Raw genomic sequence first — 15,968 nt, forward strand, 5'->3', positions numbered from 1 at the left:
TATCTCTTGGTAAATAAATGGCTTAAGGCCAGCAAGAAGGGCAGTCGTCGGCCTGCTCCGAACTAAGGCCGTCTCATTTCCACGCAATGTCTGGTACCTTCTCAGTGTGAGATGAAATCTCACTTGCGTCTCGGGATTTCACAGCAAGGCACCTCCTTCCAGCATTTCCCTTGACTCAAATTGAGATGACAATTAGTTTCCCAATAGATTCAAGCACTTGTGAATCCAGAACCTTATCCTTCGAGCCTCGGTGCAGCGCTCAACATTTCTGGTGGCAGTCCCATCATTCCTCCGGAAAGCGGTTTTGTCCCGGGGTCGGATGGGGCCTTCCAGAAACTCGTGCTGCGCATGGTCGCAGAGGCGACCGAGCGCTACGACTCCAAGGCGTTGATCCAGTTATTTTGTGAAGCTGCGCGCGAGTTCTTCCAGGTGTCGGGAGTCTATTTTTGGCGCTGTGAAGTGGGGGACGACCTAATCGGTGAGTATGGCGATGGTAAGCTGGCGGAGCGCTTTGTGAACCTTCGACTGCGTCCCGACGAGAGCGCGGTGACCGTTGAAGCGGTACGGCAGCGGCGCACGATCTATAACAATCACCTCGAGTCGGCGGCCTTCCCGGCGGCAATGCAAGTTGAGGCTCGCTCGCTTCTGGCGGCGCCGGTCATGGTCTTCAATGAAATCGTTGGGGCAGTTACTTTTCTCCACGATTCCAATGACAACTTCTTTAACGAAGAGATTGCCGCGAAGGCGACGATTCTGGCCGGACAGTTGGGCACGCTGTTGGAAGCAACACGGCTGCGCGAAGTTTCTCGCGAGGAACAGCGCCGTTCCCATATCCTGGCCGACGTCGCTCATGGTCTGCATGCGAACCCAGATGTGTCAGCCGTGATTGAGGCTCTTGCCGACCGTCTGCGACTTTTGCTGCGGACTCGGTTGGTTTGCGTCTTGTTGCGACGGGAGGGCCCGTTCGAATTGAAAGCCGTGTCGGCAGAGACTCCACAACTGGCGACTTCCGCGCGCGCGCGCCATGACCGGCAGACGCTCCGTTTCGCGGCCGATTTGGCGCAACGTGCCGTAGCCGCAGGAGAGCCGGTTACCCTTTCGATCGGTGCGGATGTGCACTCGCTGGGAAGTCTGGTTTCTCCCGGCATGTTGATCGCCGCTCCGTTGCGCACCTCGCGGACACAGGGCGCAATCCTTATCTATCCGCGGCAGGAAGGCGTTTTTACGGCTGAAGAGAAAGCCCTGGTGACCGCAATTGCCGGCTTCGGCGCGGTCGCGGTTGCCCATGCTGAACTCCATGCCACCTCGCATGCCCAGGCGCAGGAACTTCACCAATTGCTGGACATATCCTCCGAGCTGAATGCCAGCAGCGATCTCGAGCATTTCTTGCAAGCGTTTGTGGTGCGGGCTTCCGATTTTCTTGGTTTCGGGCGCTGTTTTGTTGCATTGGAAGAGGATGGCCACTTCCAGGTTCGGCACGGCATAGAAAAAGGCCAGTCCCGACGCCTGAACGTGGCCGCTCCCGAAGGCGTTGCCACTCGAGCCCTGCGCGCCAAAGAAGTTTTCTGGACCGACGAGGCCAGCCGCATACCCGGAATCGATGTTGAGATGGTCAATCGGTACAAGGTCCGTCAGTTTCTCGCCGTCCCTCTGGTGGAAACTACTGGCCGGGTTCTGGGGATGTTCGGAGTACTGGATCGCCTGGATGGAGCCGGAATCTCGCCGGAAGACATTCGTCGCGCCCGGGCGCTGTCGAGTCAGGCCGCCGTCGTGCTCGAAGTGGCCCGCAATCTCGATCTCTCGGAACAGCATCGGCGCCATGCCCAGGCTCTCATCGATCTGACCCGCGAACTGGATGGCGTCTTGCGCCTGCCCGAGTTTGCCGGCCGCTTGGTCGCTGGTACCGTGGAAGTCACCGGCTCGCGAGCCGGACTGCTCGCCATCCTGCACGAGAACTGCTGGCAGGTGGCGGGGTTGCAGTCCTCGGGCGACTCACACATCAAGTCACAGATCAAGGGTGCGGAAGCGCTGATCACTTCGTCGGAATCTGGATCCAACCCTTTACCCTCGCACTCCGAAATGGTCGCGAATTCGCTGACTCCTCGCCTCGATCCCCTAACGGATCGAAAGTCGGACCTCGCATCGGAGCGTTCATTCAACATTGCCTTAAGTGATTTTGCGGCGAAGCATCCAGCTACGGTGGTCGCAGTTACCGCGGAACAGCTATTTGGTTCGGAGGTTGCGGCAAGTCTCGAATGGGCGGATTGCACTGTGGTGCGGCTGGTCAACGGTAACGGAGAATTAGCCGGACTCCTCTGCCTTTCCGGACGCTCCTCGCCGCTGGATCGCGAAGATCGGCTGTTTCTTGAAACCGTCGCCCGTCACGCCGCGATGGCGCTGGAGAACTCCCGTCTGTTTACGGGGATTGAACTTGCGAACCGCCACTGGGTGGAGATTTTTGACGCCATTACCGACTTCATTGTGGTGCACGACCAGCACGACAAAGTCTTGCGGGTGAATCGCTCGCTGGCGGCGATGATCGGAATACCGCCGGGGGAATTGATCGGCGTAAATATGCGGGCCTTGATGGCATTGACCAGCGAGACCGCTCCGTATTCCTGTCCGTTCTGCCGCGCCATGACGGACGATTCGGATGAATTCGCGCATCCCGTGTTCGATCGCACCTACCTTGTCTCCACCTCGCGCGTACATGGTGCAGCTGACGAAGCGCCGCAAACCATTCACGTATTGAAAGACATTTCCGACCGGCGCGAAGCCGAACGGCGTTATCGCGAACTCTTCGACAATATTCAGGAAGGCCTGTTCTTCAGTACGCCCGGCGGACGCTTCATTGAAGTGAATGACGCCATGGTACGCATGCTGGGCTACCCCAGTCGCGAAGAGCTGTTGCAGATCGACATTCCGGCCGAACTCTATTTTGGTCCGGAGCAGCGCGAGCGTCACACGGAAGTGATGAAGGATAATGGCCATCTGCGTAACTTCGAGGCGACTCTTCGTCGCAAAGACGGATCGCCGATTCACGTGCTGATTAATGCTTTTGGACTGCATGATAGTCAGGGCAACCTGGTGCAGATTCGCGGGCTAATGCTCGATGTGACCGGGCTGCGTACTTATCAGTCGGAACTGCACCGTGAGCGCGATTTTTCCAGCAAGATCCTCAGCAATACGCAGAGCCTGATTCTGGTTGCGGATACTGCCGGGCTGATCAGCTATGCCAATCGCCGCTGGTATGACGCAGGATTCCAGCAGTTGGAGCTACTGGGGCGTCCGTTGCTGGAACTGGCTGCGCCTGGCTTCGTCCGGCCTCTGGCCGATGCGGTTCAGAGTACATTGAACGGCCAGCAAGTCGACAATCTGGAATTGCAGATCGTCCGCGGCAACGGATTGGCGGGAAAATTTTCCTCCAACCTCAGTCCCATGCGGAATGAAGAGGGAACTGTAACCAGCATCGTGCTGGTGCTCACCGACATTACGGACTCCGCGGTGCTGCGCGACAAACTGGTCCATGCGGAGAAAATGGCGGCGGTGGGGCAATTGGTTTCCGGGGTCGCCCACGAAGTCAACAATCCGCTGACAGCGATCCTCGGCTTCGCCGACCTGTTGATGGAAAATCCGGACCTGCCCGAAACCGCCCGCAAAGACATGCGGGTGATTCTCCAGGAAGCGCAGCGCACTAAGCAGATCGTGCAGAATCTGCTCAGCTTTGCCCGCCAGATGCCGCCGCAGCGCATCTCGGTACAACTGAATGCGATCCTGCGCCGCACCATTCAACTGCGGTCCTACGATTTCAACAGCCACGGCGTCGATGTCGTCGAACATCTTGACGAGGAACTACCCGAGGTGATGGGCGATGCGCACCAGTTGCAGCAGGTGTTTCTCAACATTCTGAATAATGCGTACGACGCGGTGCACGAGGTAGGCCGTCCCGCCCGCATCGAGATCATGTCCACCAAAGCCGGAGACGCCGTCGAAGTTTCCTTCCGCGACAATGGCAACGGCATCTCCCACCCCGATAAGATCTTCGATCCATTTTTCACCACGAAAGAAATTGGGAAAGGAACCGGCCTCGGCCTCAGCATTTGCTACGGGATTCTGAAAGAGCATGGGGGCGAGATTCTTTGTCATAACAACATTGGTGGTCAAGGCGCGACATTTATTGTTCGCCTGCCCGCCGCGTCCCACACCGCTTCGCTCGGTGTGGCGGCAGGAGTTAAACAACCATGAGCCAACCAGCCTTCAAACTTCAGCCTTTGCCTGTGCTGCTCATCGAGGATGAGCCCGCCGTCATGGCCTATGTGCAAGCCGCTCTCGAGCGCAGCGGATATCCCGTAGTCTGCTGCGAGTCCGGCGTCGACGCCTTGCGCCTGCTCGAAAACGGGGAGTTCCTGGGAGTGGTTTCCGACATGCGCACCCCCGGCGGCGTCGACGGTGGCCAGGTGCACGCGTGGGTCGCGGTGCACCGCCCTGATCTCGCCGGACGCATCATCTTTATTACCGGCGACATCGCCAACGAAGAAACCGTCGCTACCCTGCGCGAAACTGGCGCGCCCTGCGTGGAGAAACCTTTCCGCGTGCAGCAATTCATCGACGTAGTCTCGAAGACTTTTGGGAAGGCCGAGTGAATAATCCAACCAGCAAAGATGATTTTCGTATTCGTCTGCTCATCGTCGATGATGAGCAGAGCATCCGCAAACTGTGCGTCACAGTTGGCGAGGCTTTGGGCTTTGTGTGTCTCGAAGCGGAGAGCGGCGAGTCGGCGCTGGCGCTGCTCGAAGAGCAGTCGGTGCACATGGTGCTCAGCGACATGGTCATGCCGCACATGTCGGGGCTGGAATTTCTGGAGAAAGTTAAGAAACTTTTGCCGCGCACCGAGATTGCGCTGATGACCGGGCATGGCTCGATCGAAACTGCGGTGCAGGCGATGAAGCTTGGCGCGTACGATTACATCACCAAGCCGTTCTCGCCACTCGAAGAGCTGCGGCTGTTTCTGCGGCGCATGGCGGAGAAGATTCGGCTGGTCGAGGAAAATGAATTTCTGCGGCAGCGCATGGATTCGGAGACCGCGGTGCACGGCATCATCGGATCGTCGGCCAAGATTCAGGACGTTCTGCGCATGGTCGCGCGGCTCAAAGATACGCGCACGCCGGTGCTGATCTACGGCGAAAGCGGCACGGGAAAAGAATTGGTGGCGCGCGCGATGCACTTCCGCGGCGCGTTCGCCAACCGTCCGTTCGTGGCCGTCGATTGCGGATCGCTTGTTCCAACGCTGATCGAAAGCGAACTCTTCGGCTACGAAAAAGGCGCGTTCACCGGCGCGCTGAAATCGAAGCAGGGACTCTTTCAGGCGGCCGATGGCGGCACCATTTTTCTCGACGAAGTCGGCGAGTTGCCTCTTGAACTTCAGGCCAAGCTGCTGCGCGTGTTGCAGGAAAAAGAAGTTCGTCCCGTCGGCAGCAATCAGCGGGTTAAGGTGGATGTCCGCGTGATTGCGGCCACCAACCGCGATCTTGAGGCCGCTTACAAAAATGGCACCTTCCGCAAAGATCTTTATTTTCGGCTCAACGTCGTTACTCTTTATGTGCCTGCGTTGCGCGAGCGGCGCAGCGATACTCCCATGCTCGTGCACTGGTTCCTCGAACGCTACGCTCCGGGTGCCGAGTTGCACGTGACCAGCGCCGCCATGAAATCGCTGATGCAATATGACTGGCCGGGCAACGTCCGCGAGCTGGAAAACTGCGTCGAGCGCGCCGTCGCCCTGGGCAACGGACAGATCATCGACCTCGGCGACCTGCCTCCGTCGATCGCTGCGGGCAGCATTGCGAGCGCTTCTAGTTCGCCGGTGTCGGGCGCGGCTTTCGGCGCTGCGGCACAACGGCCGACGGTGCTCGATCCCGATCTGGCTGCGGCGCATGCGCTGCCGCAGGCGGCGCGGGCTCCGCTGTCGTCCTCGGTAAATTCCTCGGTCAGCTCTCCACTTTCCTCTTCAATCTCTTCCTCACTCTCTTCGTCACTTTCTACCACCGATCTCGAAGACATCGAGCGGGCGACCATCCAGCGCGTCTTCGAGCAGGTCAACGGCGACAAAGCGCTCGCCGGACGCATGCTCGGCATCAGCCGCGCCACGCTGTATCGCAAACTGAAGCGCTACAACATCGGCATTGGAGTGGCGGGGACGGGATCGTCGAGCCATACGCTTCAGTAGCGGCATGCAGTAGCGGCATATCTCCGAAAAATTAAAAATACTTGTGAGCTAAGATCCTTGTTGGTACGAGGTTGCGGAGAATTGATATGGATAAATCTTCGCAAAATATTGAGCGCGAGGGACTTAGATATCAAAATATTGCGGAATAAGGAGTTAGCGGGGAAGTTTTTGGATTGTTCTTGCGTTGTTTGAAGCCGGGAGTCGTATTGCTTGAGGCTAAGCACTACATACACATTTTAACATCCGTGTGCGGTGTGAGTGGTGGGTTCGGGACTTCTATGTGACTGCGAGAGCAGGAGTTAATAATATTTCGCGGGGGCTTGACAGGTGGAAAGTAGGGTCCGCCGTTGTTGGGAAAAGGGTCGACGTCGCCCCGTCTTGGTTTCGCAGAAGGGGAGTATCTGGCCCACAGTTGCGGTCTTTGCATTTACAATGCGTGGCAACAAATGATAACGAGAACCCGGCACATTACCCCAACAAATAGCTGGTCTGGAAAGAGCTTCCTGGGCCAACGTTGGCATGTTTACGAGGGCGACGCACGCGGCGTTCTCACGCGACTTCCCGAAAAATCCTACAACTGTGCTGTGACCTCTCCGCCTTATTATTGGCTACGTGACTACGGCGTGGGCGGACAACTTGGGCAAGAGGAGACGGTTCTTCAATATGTTAAGGGGTTGGCCGATACGATGGACGAGGTATACCGACTTCTCGCTGATGATGGGCTGTTATTTCTGAATCTCGGAGACACCTACTACTCGGGAAAGGGGAAATCACACGGCACAGACCCGAAGAGTACCAAACGGCGCTTCGGCCTTCGCGCGGTTGATAAGAGCGGAGGTCTAGGAATCGGCATTCAGCCAAAATCTGTGATTGGCGTTCCTTGGCGTGTGGCCTTAGAGATGTCCGGACGCAGAAAATGGGTCCTGCGCAGTTCGATAGTATGGCATCGCCCGCGGTCCCTGCCCGAGGCTGTAAAGGACCGCCCACGAAGGAGCTATGAGTACGTATTCATGTTCGCGAAGCAGCGCAACTACTATTTCAACCGCCCGGCGCTTCGCGATGTGGTTGCGGAAGAGGATGTGTGGACGATTCCGGCTCGACCAAAATCGACGAACGGGATTGATACGGCTCCCTTTCCAGACGAACTTGTCGAAAGATGTTTGAATCTCGGTTGTCGTGAAGGTGGTTCAGTTTTGGACCCTTTTGCGGGGAGCGGGACGACACTTCGGGTCGCCGTAAGATCGGGCCGAGATGCGACTGGCATCGATCTCAATCCTGTGTTTTGCCAATACATGGTCGAAAAACTCAAGGCGATGTAAGGCGATAATCGAATGTTCATTTCTTTGGACACAGTGCGTAAGTCTTTGACCGAGCTCGACGCGATCAACGCATTTTTCGGTATCACGTTTTTGGTATGCAAACGAAAGAAGCTGCCCGTAGGCCGAACAATACACTTCGGGGGAATCAACCGAGCAGAAACCGAATTTCTTCAAACGTACTACAAGCCCGATTACACCTCTAAGCACTTCTTCCAACCTTTTAAGACCACGAAAGGAAGGTGGATAAAACCAACCTACGCCTCTTCGGGGCTCCAGAGCACAAGAACGCGCGGGGACCTGTCACTTGCCTTCATACATGAGAAAAAGACCGATGTTTGGGGTTGGTCAAGAAACTACATAGAGGTGATGCGAGGGAAGCTTGATCTCGATAAGAGCGGTCGCATTCCCGCCTTCTGGCTCTCCGCTTGGTTGTTCCGCGAACGTGATTGGCCAGAAACCGCTCGCCCAAGCGATGTTATTGAGGCTTTGCTACGCGAATTTCTTATTACGCGGGAGGAGGTGAGGGAGCTATTCAGTACGACAGAGCCGGACGCGCCGGAGCCTGTATTCACTGAAGATGTTTACTCTGACGCTGAACTACTGCGCCACATCGAACCTGCCCCTGATAGCAAACCCGAGGAAGGAGGAACCCTCAAATTTCTTGGTCTTGAGGGCTTGGGGCCGACGAAGAGATTGACATTCAATCCGGGCGAGCGACTTTCTATCATCACGGGCGACAACGGGCTGGGCAAGACGTTCCTCCTAGAGTGTGCGTGGTGGGCGTTAACGGGCCAGTGGGCGGAACAGCCAGCATTTCCGCGGATGGAAGCGCAACGCACAGACACCTCCATATCATTTGAGATCGCTGGAAAGAGGATTGGCCAGAAAAAGACTATCAAGTTTGATTGGGATTCTCAGAATTGGCCTGCCACGAAGGATCGACCAACGATACCCGGCCTAATAATTTACGCGCGCATAGATGGTTCATTTGCGGTTTGGGACCCTGCGCGCCACGCCACCAAATCGGACAGCTCTAGCACCGGTCTGCTGCTGTTCAGCAGAGATCAGGTATTGCGCGGTCTTGAGGGTAAACTCGAAGGTCTATTGAGGGATTGGGTAAGCTGGCAGCGCAATCCAGATTCCAGCATATTTGAGATTTTTAAGCGGGTATTGCGACGATTGTCACCTCCAGACATGGGGCCACTGACGCCCGGAGATCCTATTAGATTGCCTTTTGAGCCACGCGAAATGCCGACGCTGTTGCATCGTTTTGGTCAAGTGCCGATTATTCACGAATCGGCAGGCGTGCGACGAATCGTAACATTGGCATATCTGCTTGTTTGGGCTTGGAATGAGCATCGGGTGTACTCCGGACTGGCCAAAAAAGCTCCGCAAGACAAGATGGTCGTACTGATCGATGAGATGGAAGCGCATTTACATCCGAAGTGGCAGAGGGTTGTGCTTCCCGCCTTACTCGACGTGACAAACATTCTTGCCAAGAATGTGCAGGCGCAAATCATAATCGCCACTCACTCGCCGCTAGTCCTAGCTTCTGTAGAAACCAGTTTTTCTGACGCGTCGGACAAACTTTTCCATCTTCAGCTGACCCCCGAGGGGCAGGTTACCTTCAATGACGTCAATTTCGTGAGGTATGGCCGCATTGATGAATGGCTCACCTCGGATCTTTTCGAGCTAACCCAAGCGAGATCAAGTGAAGGAGAAACGGCAATCGAGCAAGCGAAGCGATTGATGGCGGACGCAAAGCCCACATCCGACGGCATTATCGAGGTTACTAAACGGCTAAAGGAAGCCCTTGCTGATGACGATGATTTCTGGCCACGTTGGCTATATTTCGCCGAGCAGAAAGGCGTCCGCCTTTGATCCCAGTGGCGCTGCGGCCTGAGCCTGCAAGTTTCGAGGTGAACGTTAGAAGACGCGGTAAGGCGTTTCTCGCCAAGTTCACTGTCCCTAAGAGGCCCACAGCGCAACAATTCAAGAAACACCAGTACTGGAAAGACATCCTCCCTCAGTTGAGAACTTCGTATAACGAAATATGTGCTTTTTGCGCTTGTTGGATTCCATTCGATCAAGGTAGTGTAGACCACTTCGAACCCAAATCCGTCAATCCCTCTCGTGCGTACGAGTGGGACAACTATCGCCTGGCGCAGGAAAAAATAAACAATAACAAAGGCGAATCAACCGAGGTGCTCGATCCTTTTCACATTCAGCCAGGATGGTTTGTCTTGGACGCTGCAACGTTTTTTGTGAAAACAAATACGGGACTGCCGCAAAACGTTACTGACGCGGTCAACAAGACCATCACCATCCTGCAATTAAATTCGAACGCTCTCGTGAGATTGCGGTACACAGTTTTGAAGGAATATTCGGAAGGCCATTGGGACCTCGATTTTCTAAGGAGGCGATATCCTTTCATTGCTACAGAACTTGCGAGGCAAAACCTCGTCGACGGCATTAAAGGCACAATTAAATAGACGGCATTAAAGACACAATTAAATAGAAGATGATGGCCCAGGCTCATGAGGCAATCGCGTCGGCCGGGTGGCCCACCTTATTTTTTTTTCCGCCATCCCATTGAATGTGCTCCATCCTTGCATTCTTTGCCAGGGTAGGTACGATGCTGCTTGTACCGGAGAGATTTTGAGTCGGGGAAGAGCGGCGCTGCGGGCGGCGTCGTGTCCCACCCGTCGCAAAAAACGCGACGGATGGGGCAGTCGGTTTGGTGCTTGGTTCCGGCGGATCAAGAGCTTGGGCTTACGCGGCTGAGCGTGGAGACCGAGATCCCTCCCCTTCGACTGCGCTCCGGGCTGAAAAACGGCTTCGCTCGGGATGACAATCCTGCTTTTTTCCTGCTGCGGCGGGCGGCTACTTCTCCTCTTATTCTCTTCATTAATTACTTCTCCTCTTACTTTTCCTCGATCGTCAGGGGCACAGTCTTCATCTCTTTGATTTCGGCGATCACGATGGCGCGGGTGCCTTTTCGTTCGAAGACGATTCCGGTGGCTTGGACGTATTTGCCTACGAAGGGCATCAGTTTCTCGCGCTGATCGGAGTCGGGCATTTTGTCGGAGATGGGGAGATACAGGTCACCGTCCTTGGTCAGGATGACGAGCGGCGAGCCGCCGCGGACGCACGCCTGCACGCACTTCATGCTGAGGTGAGTCGCGTTCCCGTCGAGGTTCTGAATGGGACACGCGATATCGCGAAGCAGGCCCTCAATCGTTGCTTTCGACGCGTTGGCTCGGGAACCCTCCATTGACGTGTGCTGTGGAGGTTTGGCAGTGGCCAGCAGTGCGCCGATACCGCAGCCGGCCAGCAGGCAAAGACGCAGAAATCGGTTCATGAGTTCTCCTTTTTTATGGGGCATTAATCTTCGACATTGTTTATCGGGGCGACGTTGTTATCGGGGTGATTGTACGCGAGAGATTTTGACTTCGTTAAAACGGCGCTGCGGGCGGCGTCGTGTCCCACTCTTCGCAAAGAACGCGAAGAATGGGGCAGCCAGTTTATTGCTTGCTTCCCGGGGATTAAGAGCTTCGGCTTACGCTCCAGGGCGGTGACGACCGAGATCCCCTTCGACTTCGCTCAGGGCAGGCTCTCGCTACGCCTGAAAAGCGGCTTCGCTCGGGATGACAATCCTAACCTGAAAAGCGGCTTCGCTCGGGATGACAATCCTTCTGGAAGGCTGCGCGGTGGCCGTTGGTAATACGGATATCGCTGTATTTAGTGCGAGGTCGGGAGAGAATAGTCTGTTGGGAATCTGACACAATCGAGTTCGTCCAAGTTTCTCTAAGTTCGTTCGACTTCGTTCGTCCGAGTACATTCGTCTTAGTTTATTCGTTCGGGGAGATGGCATGGATCGGCGGGCACTGCGGGTGCTGGTGGTGGATGACAATGAGAACGTCCGGCGCACGATTTGCCAGCTTTTGCGTTCGCAGGCTGACATCGAGGTGGTTTGCGAGGCCGTCGATGGGGCCGATGCGGTGTGCAAGGTACGGGAGCACCTGCCGGATGTCGTCCTTCTGGATGTGACGATGCCTACGATGGATGGCCTGGAAGCCGCGCGAATTCTCAAGAGAGAATTTCCGGCGATTGCGATTGTCGTTGTCAGTCAACACGATTCCCGGGGATTTCAGTGGGCGGCGTTGGCAGCGGGCGTGAGTGGATACGTTGTTAAGAGCAATGCCGGCCGAGACCTGATTCCTGAACTGCGAAGAATTCGGGGGATGGGCGCGTCGGCATAAAGGTTTTCCGGTTATGCCCTTTCAAATATTTCAATAGAGGAACTCCATCCTTGCTTGGCAAGGGTTATGTTGCTGCTTTGGAGCCGATTTTGGCTCGGGGAAACGACGCTGCCGGCGGCATGGTGTCGCACTCTTCGCAGAGAACGCGAAAAATGGGGCACCCTCGCCTGGGTGATGTCCGCCCAGTTCTCTGGGTGATTTCCTTCAGATCAAGGGCCCCGGACGAATGCGTCCCGGGGCTACGTGTTTGAGACTTCTGTCTCAGGGTGAGACGATCGGCTTCTTCAATCTTTCCTCACTCTTCTTTAACTTCGCGCAGCACGTGGGATGCGGCTTCTAACCTGCTGAAAATGCATTCCCCTGAGTGCTAGACCTTCCGTTCGCGGGGATGGCTGCCGTGTTGCTCCTTCTTTGGTGAACCGCGGAAAAACGGCTCCCCACGGCTCTTCCTAACCGGGAAGAGGGGAGCCCGACCGCATTTCAACTTGGGAGAAGTCTCGCTTTGGGGCAATCGGCATCGGCTACAGCAACGGCGCGCAACGCACAGAACGCCAGCAGCGTGGCGGGGCTGGCGCGCTTCTTTCCGGAGGCGTCGCCTGTCCGCATGCCGGTGCAACTTGCCCGCATCGTGCTGGGCGGCGAGCCGGCTACAACTCATTTCAGCGAGAGTGTGGTTATTGAATTCGGCACGACCCGCGAAGTTCTTTTCTCCTGCAACACGCCTTTGGAATTTGGCGACGAGCTTCGGCTGCGCAATTCTGACAGTTCGTTCGATGTGGCCGCTTCGGTGATCGCGGTGCAATATCACCCAGGCAATACCGTGGTAGCGGCACGCTTTCGTGGGGAAGTCCCCAACTGGATCGTGAAATCATGACGCCTACAACACCTCTACAAGATCTGGCCACGCAGTGGAGTACGGCGCGGCGGCTCTATCCCATTTATTCCGAACTGGCGCGGGAGTTTGCCATTGAAGCCAAGCCCTGCGCCGAACTTGAGGCCGGGGTGGACATGCCCGGCAAAGAGACGGTCGAGCAGGCCCAGCACTGGCTGGATGAGATGGATCGGGTCATGCAGGTGCATCAGTTGCGGCAGTTTCTACAGACCAGTTCGATCGTGACGCAGGATGGTTTGGAGGCATTGCTGCACCACTTTCTGACGATGCCCACCAAGACCGACATTATTCGCGACAAGATTGATTTTCTGCTGGTGCAATATTTCAGCCAGATCGCGCCGACGGGTGTAGGGGATAGCGAAGTCGATCTCGGGTATGTGGCGAAAGCGATGGAGCCGGTTCTGGGCAAAGTGGAAGTGAAGCCCCCGGTTTGGTTGAATGCGCTGGACCGGGTGCTGGATTCGGCGCGGAAATGCCGCTCGCTCGATGAACTTTTGCATGGCGGGGTGCTCGAACAAGGACGGAAGGCGAAGTTGCTGGCCGGGGACCTGTTTTATCTGCCGGTCGCGCTGGCGGCTTTTACGCGTTTCGGATATCTGATGCGGCGCGCGTTTTTCCGCCTGATGCTGGGCGATCTGAACACGATTCTGGATGGCTTGACGGAGTTGGAGGAGAAGGGGGTGGAGACGATCGATTGCCGGCGGGCACAGTTTTCGGCGCAGGAACCGATCGTGCGCCTGCGGATGATTTGCCAGTCGTGGAAGGTAATGTTCCAGGCGGAATATTCTTCGGGCCAGCCGTTGCGGATGCTGGTCGATTTAAGGGCCTCGGTTGAGTATGCGCTGGGGCGCGGCAAAGCGCCTGAGGCGGAGACGAAGGGCAAGCCTGGAACGGCCGCAAATCCAACTGCATCGGTGAAGCCGGATGGCGCGACTCCCGCCGTTAAGCCTGCGAGCGCGGCGAAGCCTGTTTCTGCGGCGAAACCGGTGTCAGTGGCGAAGCCTCTCGCCGCGCCGGCTGGGGCCAAAGCTGTGAGCGTCGCGGCCAAGCCGCCTGCGGTCGGCGCAGCTGCTGGGGCAACGAAATCCGCCGCCAAGCAGGTTGCGTCGGCGGTAGCGGCAGGGCCGCAATCCAAACCGGGTGCCGCAAAAGCAGCGCCCGCAGAGTTTGAAGTGTCAGCGACGCCGGAATGGGATGCGGACGCCGAAGACCAGACGGGAAGTAAGAAGTGAGCCGCGCCCGAAGTTCGCGGGTGCAAATTTCGAGCAACCGTTGCGTGAACGCATAGAGGTTCGTACGTGCAGGCACCCACTGTTCTGATCATCTCCGACGAAGTCGATTTCTCGCGGCGCATTACGGCGCGCTGGCAGATGGAGCGCAACGTCCCGACATTTACGCTGCTGAGCGGAGACTTGTGGCCGCGCTTTGCGGTGGATGTATTCGATGCGGCGATTGTTGGCGATTTGCGGCGCGATGTTCTGTCCGTTGTTCTGGAACCGCTGCACTCGACCGGCCAGCCGGTGTTTTGTGTTGGGCAGGATGCGGCCACGGCTCAACTGGTGCGGGAACGCTGGCCGCGGATTGCCATTCTGCGCGGCAGCGAGCACTGGCTGGAAACGCTGGTGCTGGCGGCGAGCGAGGCGGTGCATCGCTCGCGAGCGGAATTGCGCGCTCGTTCGGCGGAGGCCGCGTGCGCCACTCTCGATCGTCAGGCGACTTTGGGCCGCTACATGCTGGAAATGCGTCATAACCTGAATAACGCGCTGACGTCGGTGCTGGGAAATTCCGACTTACTGCTGCTCGAGCCGGGCAGCTTCTCGGCGCAGACGCGGGCGCAGATTGAAACGATTCGGAACATGACGCTTCGCATCCACGAAATCATGCAGAGGTTTTCGTCACTGGAGAAGGAAATGAACGTGGTCGCCCAGCAGGCAGAGCAAGATTCCGGCAAGTCTTATGCGGCGGTTGCCGCCAGTGGCTTGTGAGCGAGAAGCGAGCACTGTTTCTCCCCTGGTATGAACGTTCCGACGTTACAAGTTCGGCGCTTAATTGCGCGTACCCTGCGGGGAAGAAAAATCTATGCATAAATTGATGGCGGGCGTCACCATACTGGAGCACGAGCTGTCGGAACTGCGCCTGCTGATCGAGCGCCAGACGGGCATTCTGCTGGATTGTCCCAACAGCGCTTTGGCGGCGCATGTGGCCGAGTATCTGGAGGCGCATGAACTGGAATCGGCTGCGGCATTGATGGCGCGGTTGCGCGCGTCGGACCAGGATCCGTTGGTGCTGCCAGCATTCCTCGATGGAGTGCTCAACGTGAACACCGGGTTCTTCCGTCATCCTGGGGCGCTTAATGCGCTGGCTCGGCAAGTAGTTCCGCAACTCTACGCCCGCAAGTCGGACGATGGGCCCAGTACGCTGCGCATCTGGAGCGCCGGGTGCGCGACCGGCGAAGAAACTTACTCGATTGCAATGGCGCTGTGCGAAGCGCTGCCCGGCGGCAACGCTAACGGTAGCGGGTCAAGCAATGGCAGCGGTAAAGACGCGAAAGAAAAAACCTCAGGCGTCCGTAATGGGGGCGTTCTCGAGGGCAGCGCGCCAGCCTCGCACGCGACCAAGGATTGGACGATCCACATTGTGGGCAGCGACCTGTTGCCTTCGGCGATCGAAGTCGCGGAACGTGGGCTATATCCGCAGTCGGCTCTGATGGGCTTGCCGCCGGCGGCGATTCGCGCCTGCTTCTCGAAAATTGGCAGCCCGAACGGGGGAGCGAATGGCTTATGGACTGGTTCGGCGGAAGCCTCGCCGAATGGGGTGACGAACGGATTGAACAGCGGATCGAATAATGGCTCGAACGCGGCCAGCAACTCCGGCAATGGGGCGCATCTGCTGGTGAAGCCGCGGCTGCGCAGCCTGGTTACCTTCAACACTATGAACCTGACCAAGCCGGTCTATATTGGGCGCTTCGATTGCATCTTCTGCATGGACGTGCTGCCGCACCTCTCGCGCGTTCAGCGCGTGGCGCTGATGGAGCGCCTGCATCTCTATCTTGAGCCCGGTGGATATTTATTCCTCAGCCAGACTGAAAAACTGTGCGCGCCGAACCTAAACTTCCGCAGCGAAACTTACGATGGGTACACGTTCCATCGGAAGCCGTTGGCGGCCAGCGCGGCGTACGGACGATAAATAGACCGCGTAGGGACAGTCGTTGCGGCGATCCGGTGAGGTTTACGAGCTCTTGTCCCCCGCAACGCGTTGATGACGCTCTTCGC

12 protein-coding genes are annotated in these 15,968 nt (G+C 57.0%); 11 read left to right on the forward strand and 1 reads right to left on the reverse strand.

Annotated features, from left to right (window positions below; all coding sequences use genetic code 11):
• Positions 1–219 precede the first annotated feature (219 nt).
• The 6 genes from VGM18_03795 (at position 220) to VGM18_03820 (ending at position 10,034) form a co-directional block, all read left to right on the forward strand.
• Entirely contained in the window at positions 220–4,245 is a 4,026-nt protein-coding gene (locus VGM18_03795) for a PAS domain S-box protein (GenBank protein HEY3972100.1), read from the forward strand.
• Positions 4,242–4,643, forward strand: a complete 402-nt coding sequence (locus VGM18_03800) for a response regulator (protein HEY3972101.1) — start codon at positions 4,242–4,244, stop codon at positions 4,641–4,643. Before VGM18_03795 ends, VGM18_03800 begins: the two co-directional genes overlap by 4 nt.
• Positions 4,640–6,223 (forward strand): sigma-54 dependent transcriptional regulator, encoded by a 1,584-nt coding sequence (locus tag VGM18_03805; GenBank protein HEY3972102.1) that lies wholly within the window; start codon positions 4,640–4,642, stop codon positions 6,221–6,223. The genes VGM18_03800 and VGM18_03805 overlap by 4 nt, the downstream gene beginning before the upstream one ends.
• Before the next feature lie 584 nt (positions 6,224–6,807).
• Entirely contained in the window at positions 6,808–7,542 is a 735-nt protein-coding gene (locus VGM18_03810; GenBank protein HEY3972103.1) for a site-specific DNA-methyltransferase, read from the forward strand.
• 12 nt (positions 7,543–7,554) lie between these two features.
• A complete protein-coding gene (locus tag VGM18_03815; protein ID HEY3972104.1) occupies positions 7,555–9,423 on the forward strand; it encodes an AAA family ATPase in 1,869 nt (622 codons plus the stop codon).
• Positions 9,420–10,034: a hypothetical protein gene (locus VGM18_03820; protein ID HEY3972105.1), complete on the forward strand. Its 615-nt coding sequence runs from the start codon at positions 9,420–9,422 to the stop codon at positions 10,032–10,034. The genes VGM18_03815 and VGM18_03820 overlap by 4 nt, the downstream gene beginning before the upstream one ends.
• Before the next feature lie 431 nt (positions 10,035–10,465).
• On the opposite strand, the gene VGM18_03825 is transcribed toward VGM18_03820, so the two are convergent.
• Positions 10,466–10,903 (reverse strand): hypothetical protein, encoded by a 438-nt coding sequence (locus tag VGM18_03825; protein ID HEY3972106.1) that lies wholly within the window; start codon positions 10,901–10,903, stop codon positions 10,466–10,468.
• A gap of 511 nt (positions 10,904–11,414) precedes the next feature.
• Between VGM18_03825 and VGM18_03830 the strand changes: the two genes are divergently transcribed.
• From VGM18_03830 to VGM18_03850, 5 genes are all read left to right on the forward strand, one after another.
• Positions 11,415–11,804, forward strand: a complete 390-nt coding sequence (locus tag VGM18_03830) for a response regulator transcription factor (protein HEY3972107.1) — start codon at positions 11,415–11,417, stop codon at positions 11,802–11,804.
• A 502-nt stretch (positions 11,805–12,306) separates the two neighbouring features.
• Entirely contained in the window at positions 12,307–12,678 is a 372-nt protein-coding gene (locus VGM18_03835) for a hypothetical protein (protein HEY3972108.1), read from the forward strand.
• Positions 12,675–13,928 (forward strand): hypothetical protein, encoded by a 1,254-nt coding sequence (locus VGM18_03840; protein HEY3972109.1) that lies wholly within the window; start codon positions 12,675–12,677, stop codon positions 13,926–13,928. Before VGM18_03835 ends, VGM18_03840 begins: the two co-directional genes overlap by 4 nt.
• A 66-nt stretch (positions 13,929–13,994) precedes the next feature.
• Positions 13,995–14,681, forward strand: a complete 687-nt coding sequence (locus tag VGM18_03845; GenBank protein HEY3972110.1) for a hypothetical protein — start codon at positions 13,995–13,997, stop codon at positions 14,679–14,681.
• 94 nt (positions 14,682–14,775) lie between these two features.
• Complete coding sequence (locus VGM18_03850; protein HEY3972111.1) at positions 14,776–15,882, forward strand: CheR family methyltransferase; 1,107 nt, start codon at positions 14,776–14,778, stop codon at positions 15,880–15,882.
• Positions 15,883–15,968 lie beyond the last annotated feature (86 nt).

This window comes from Candidatus Sulfotelmatobacter sp. (assembly GCA_036500765.1).
Classification (GTDB): Bacteria; Acidobacteriota; Terriglobia; order Terriglobales; family Acidobacteriaceae; genus Sulfotelmatobacter.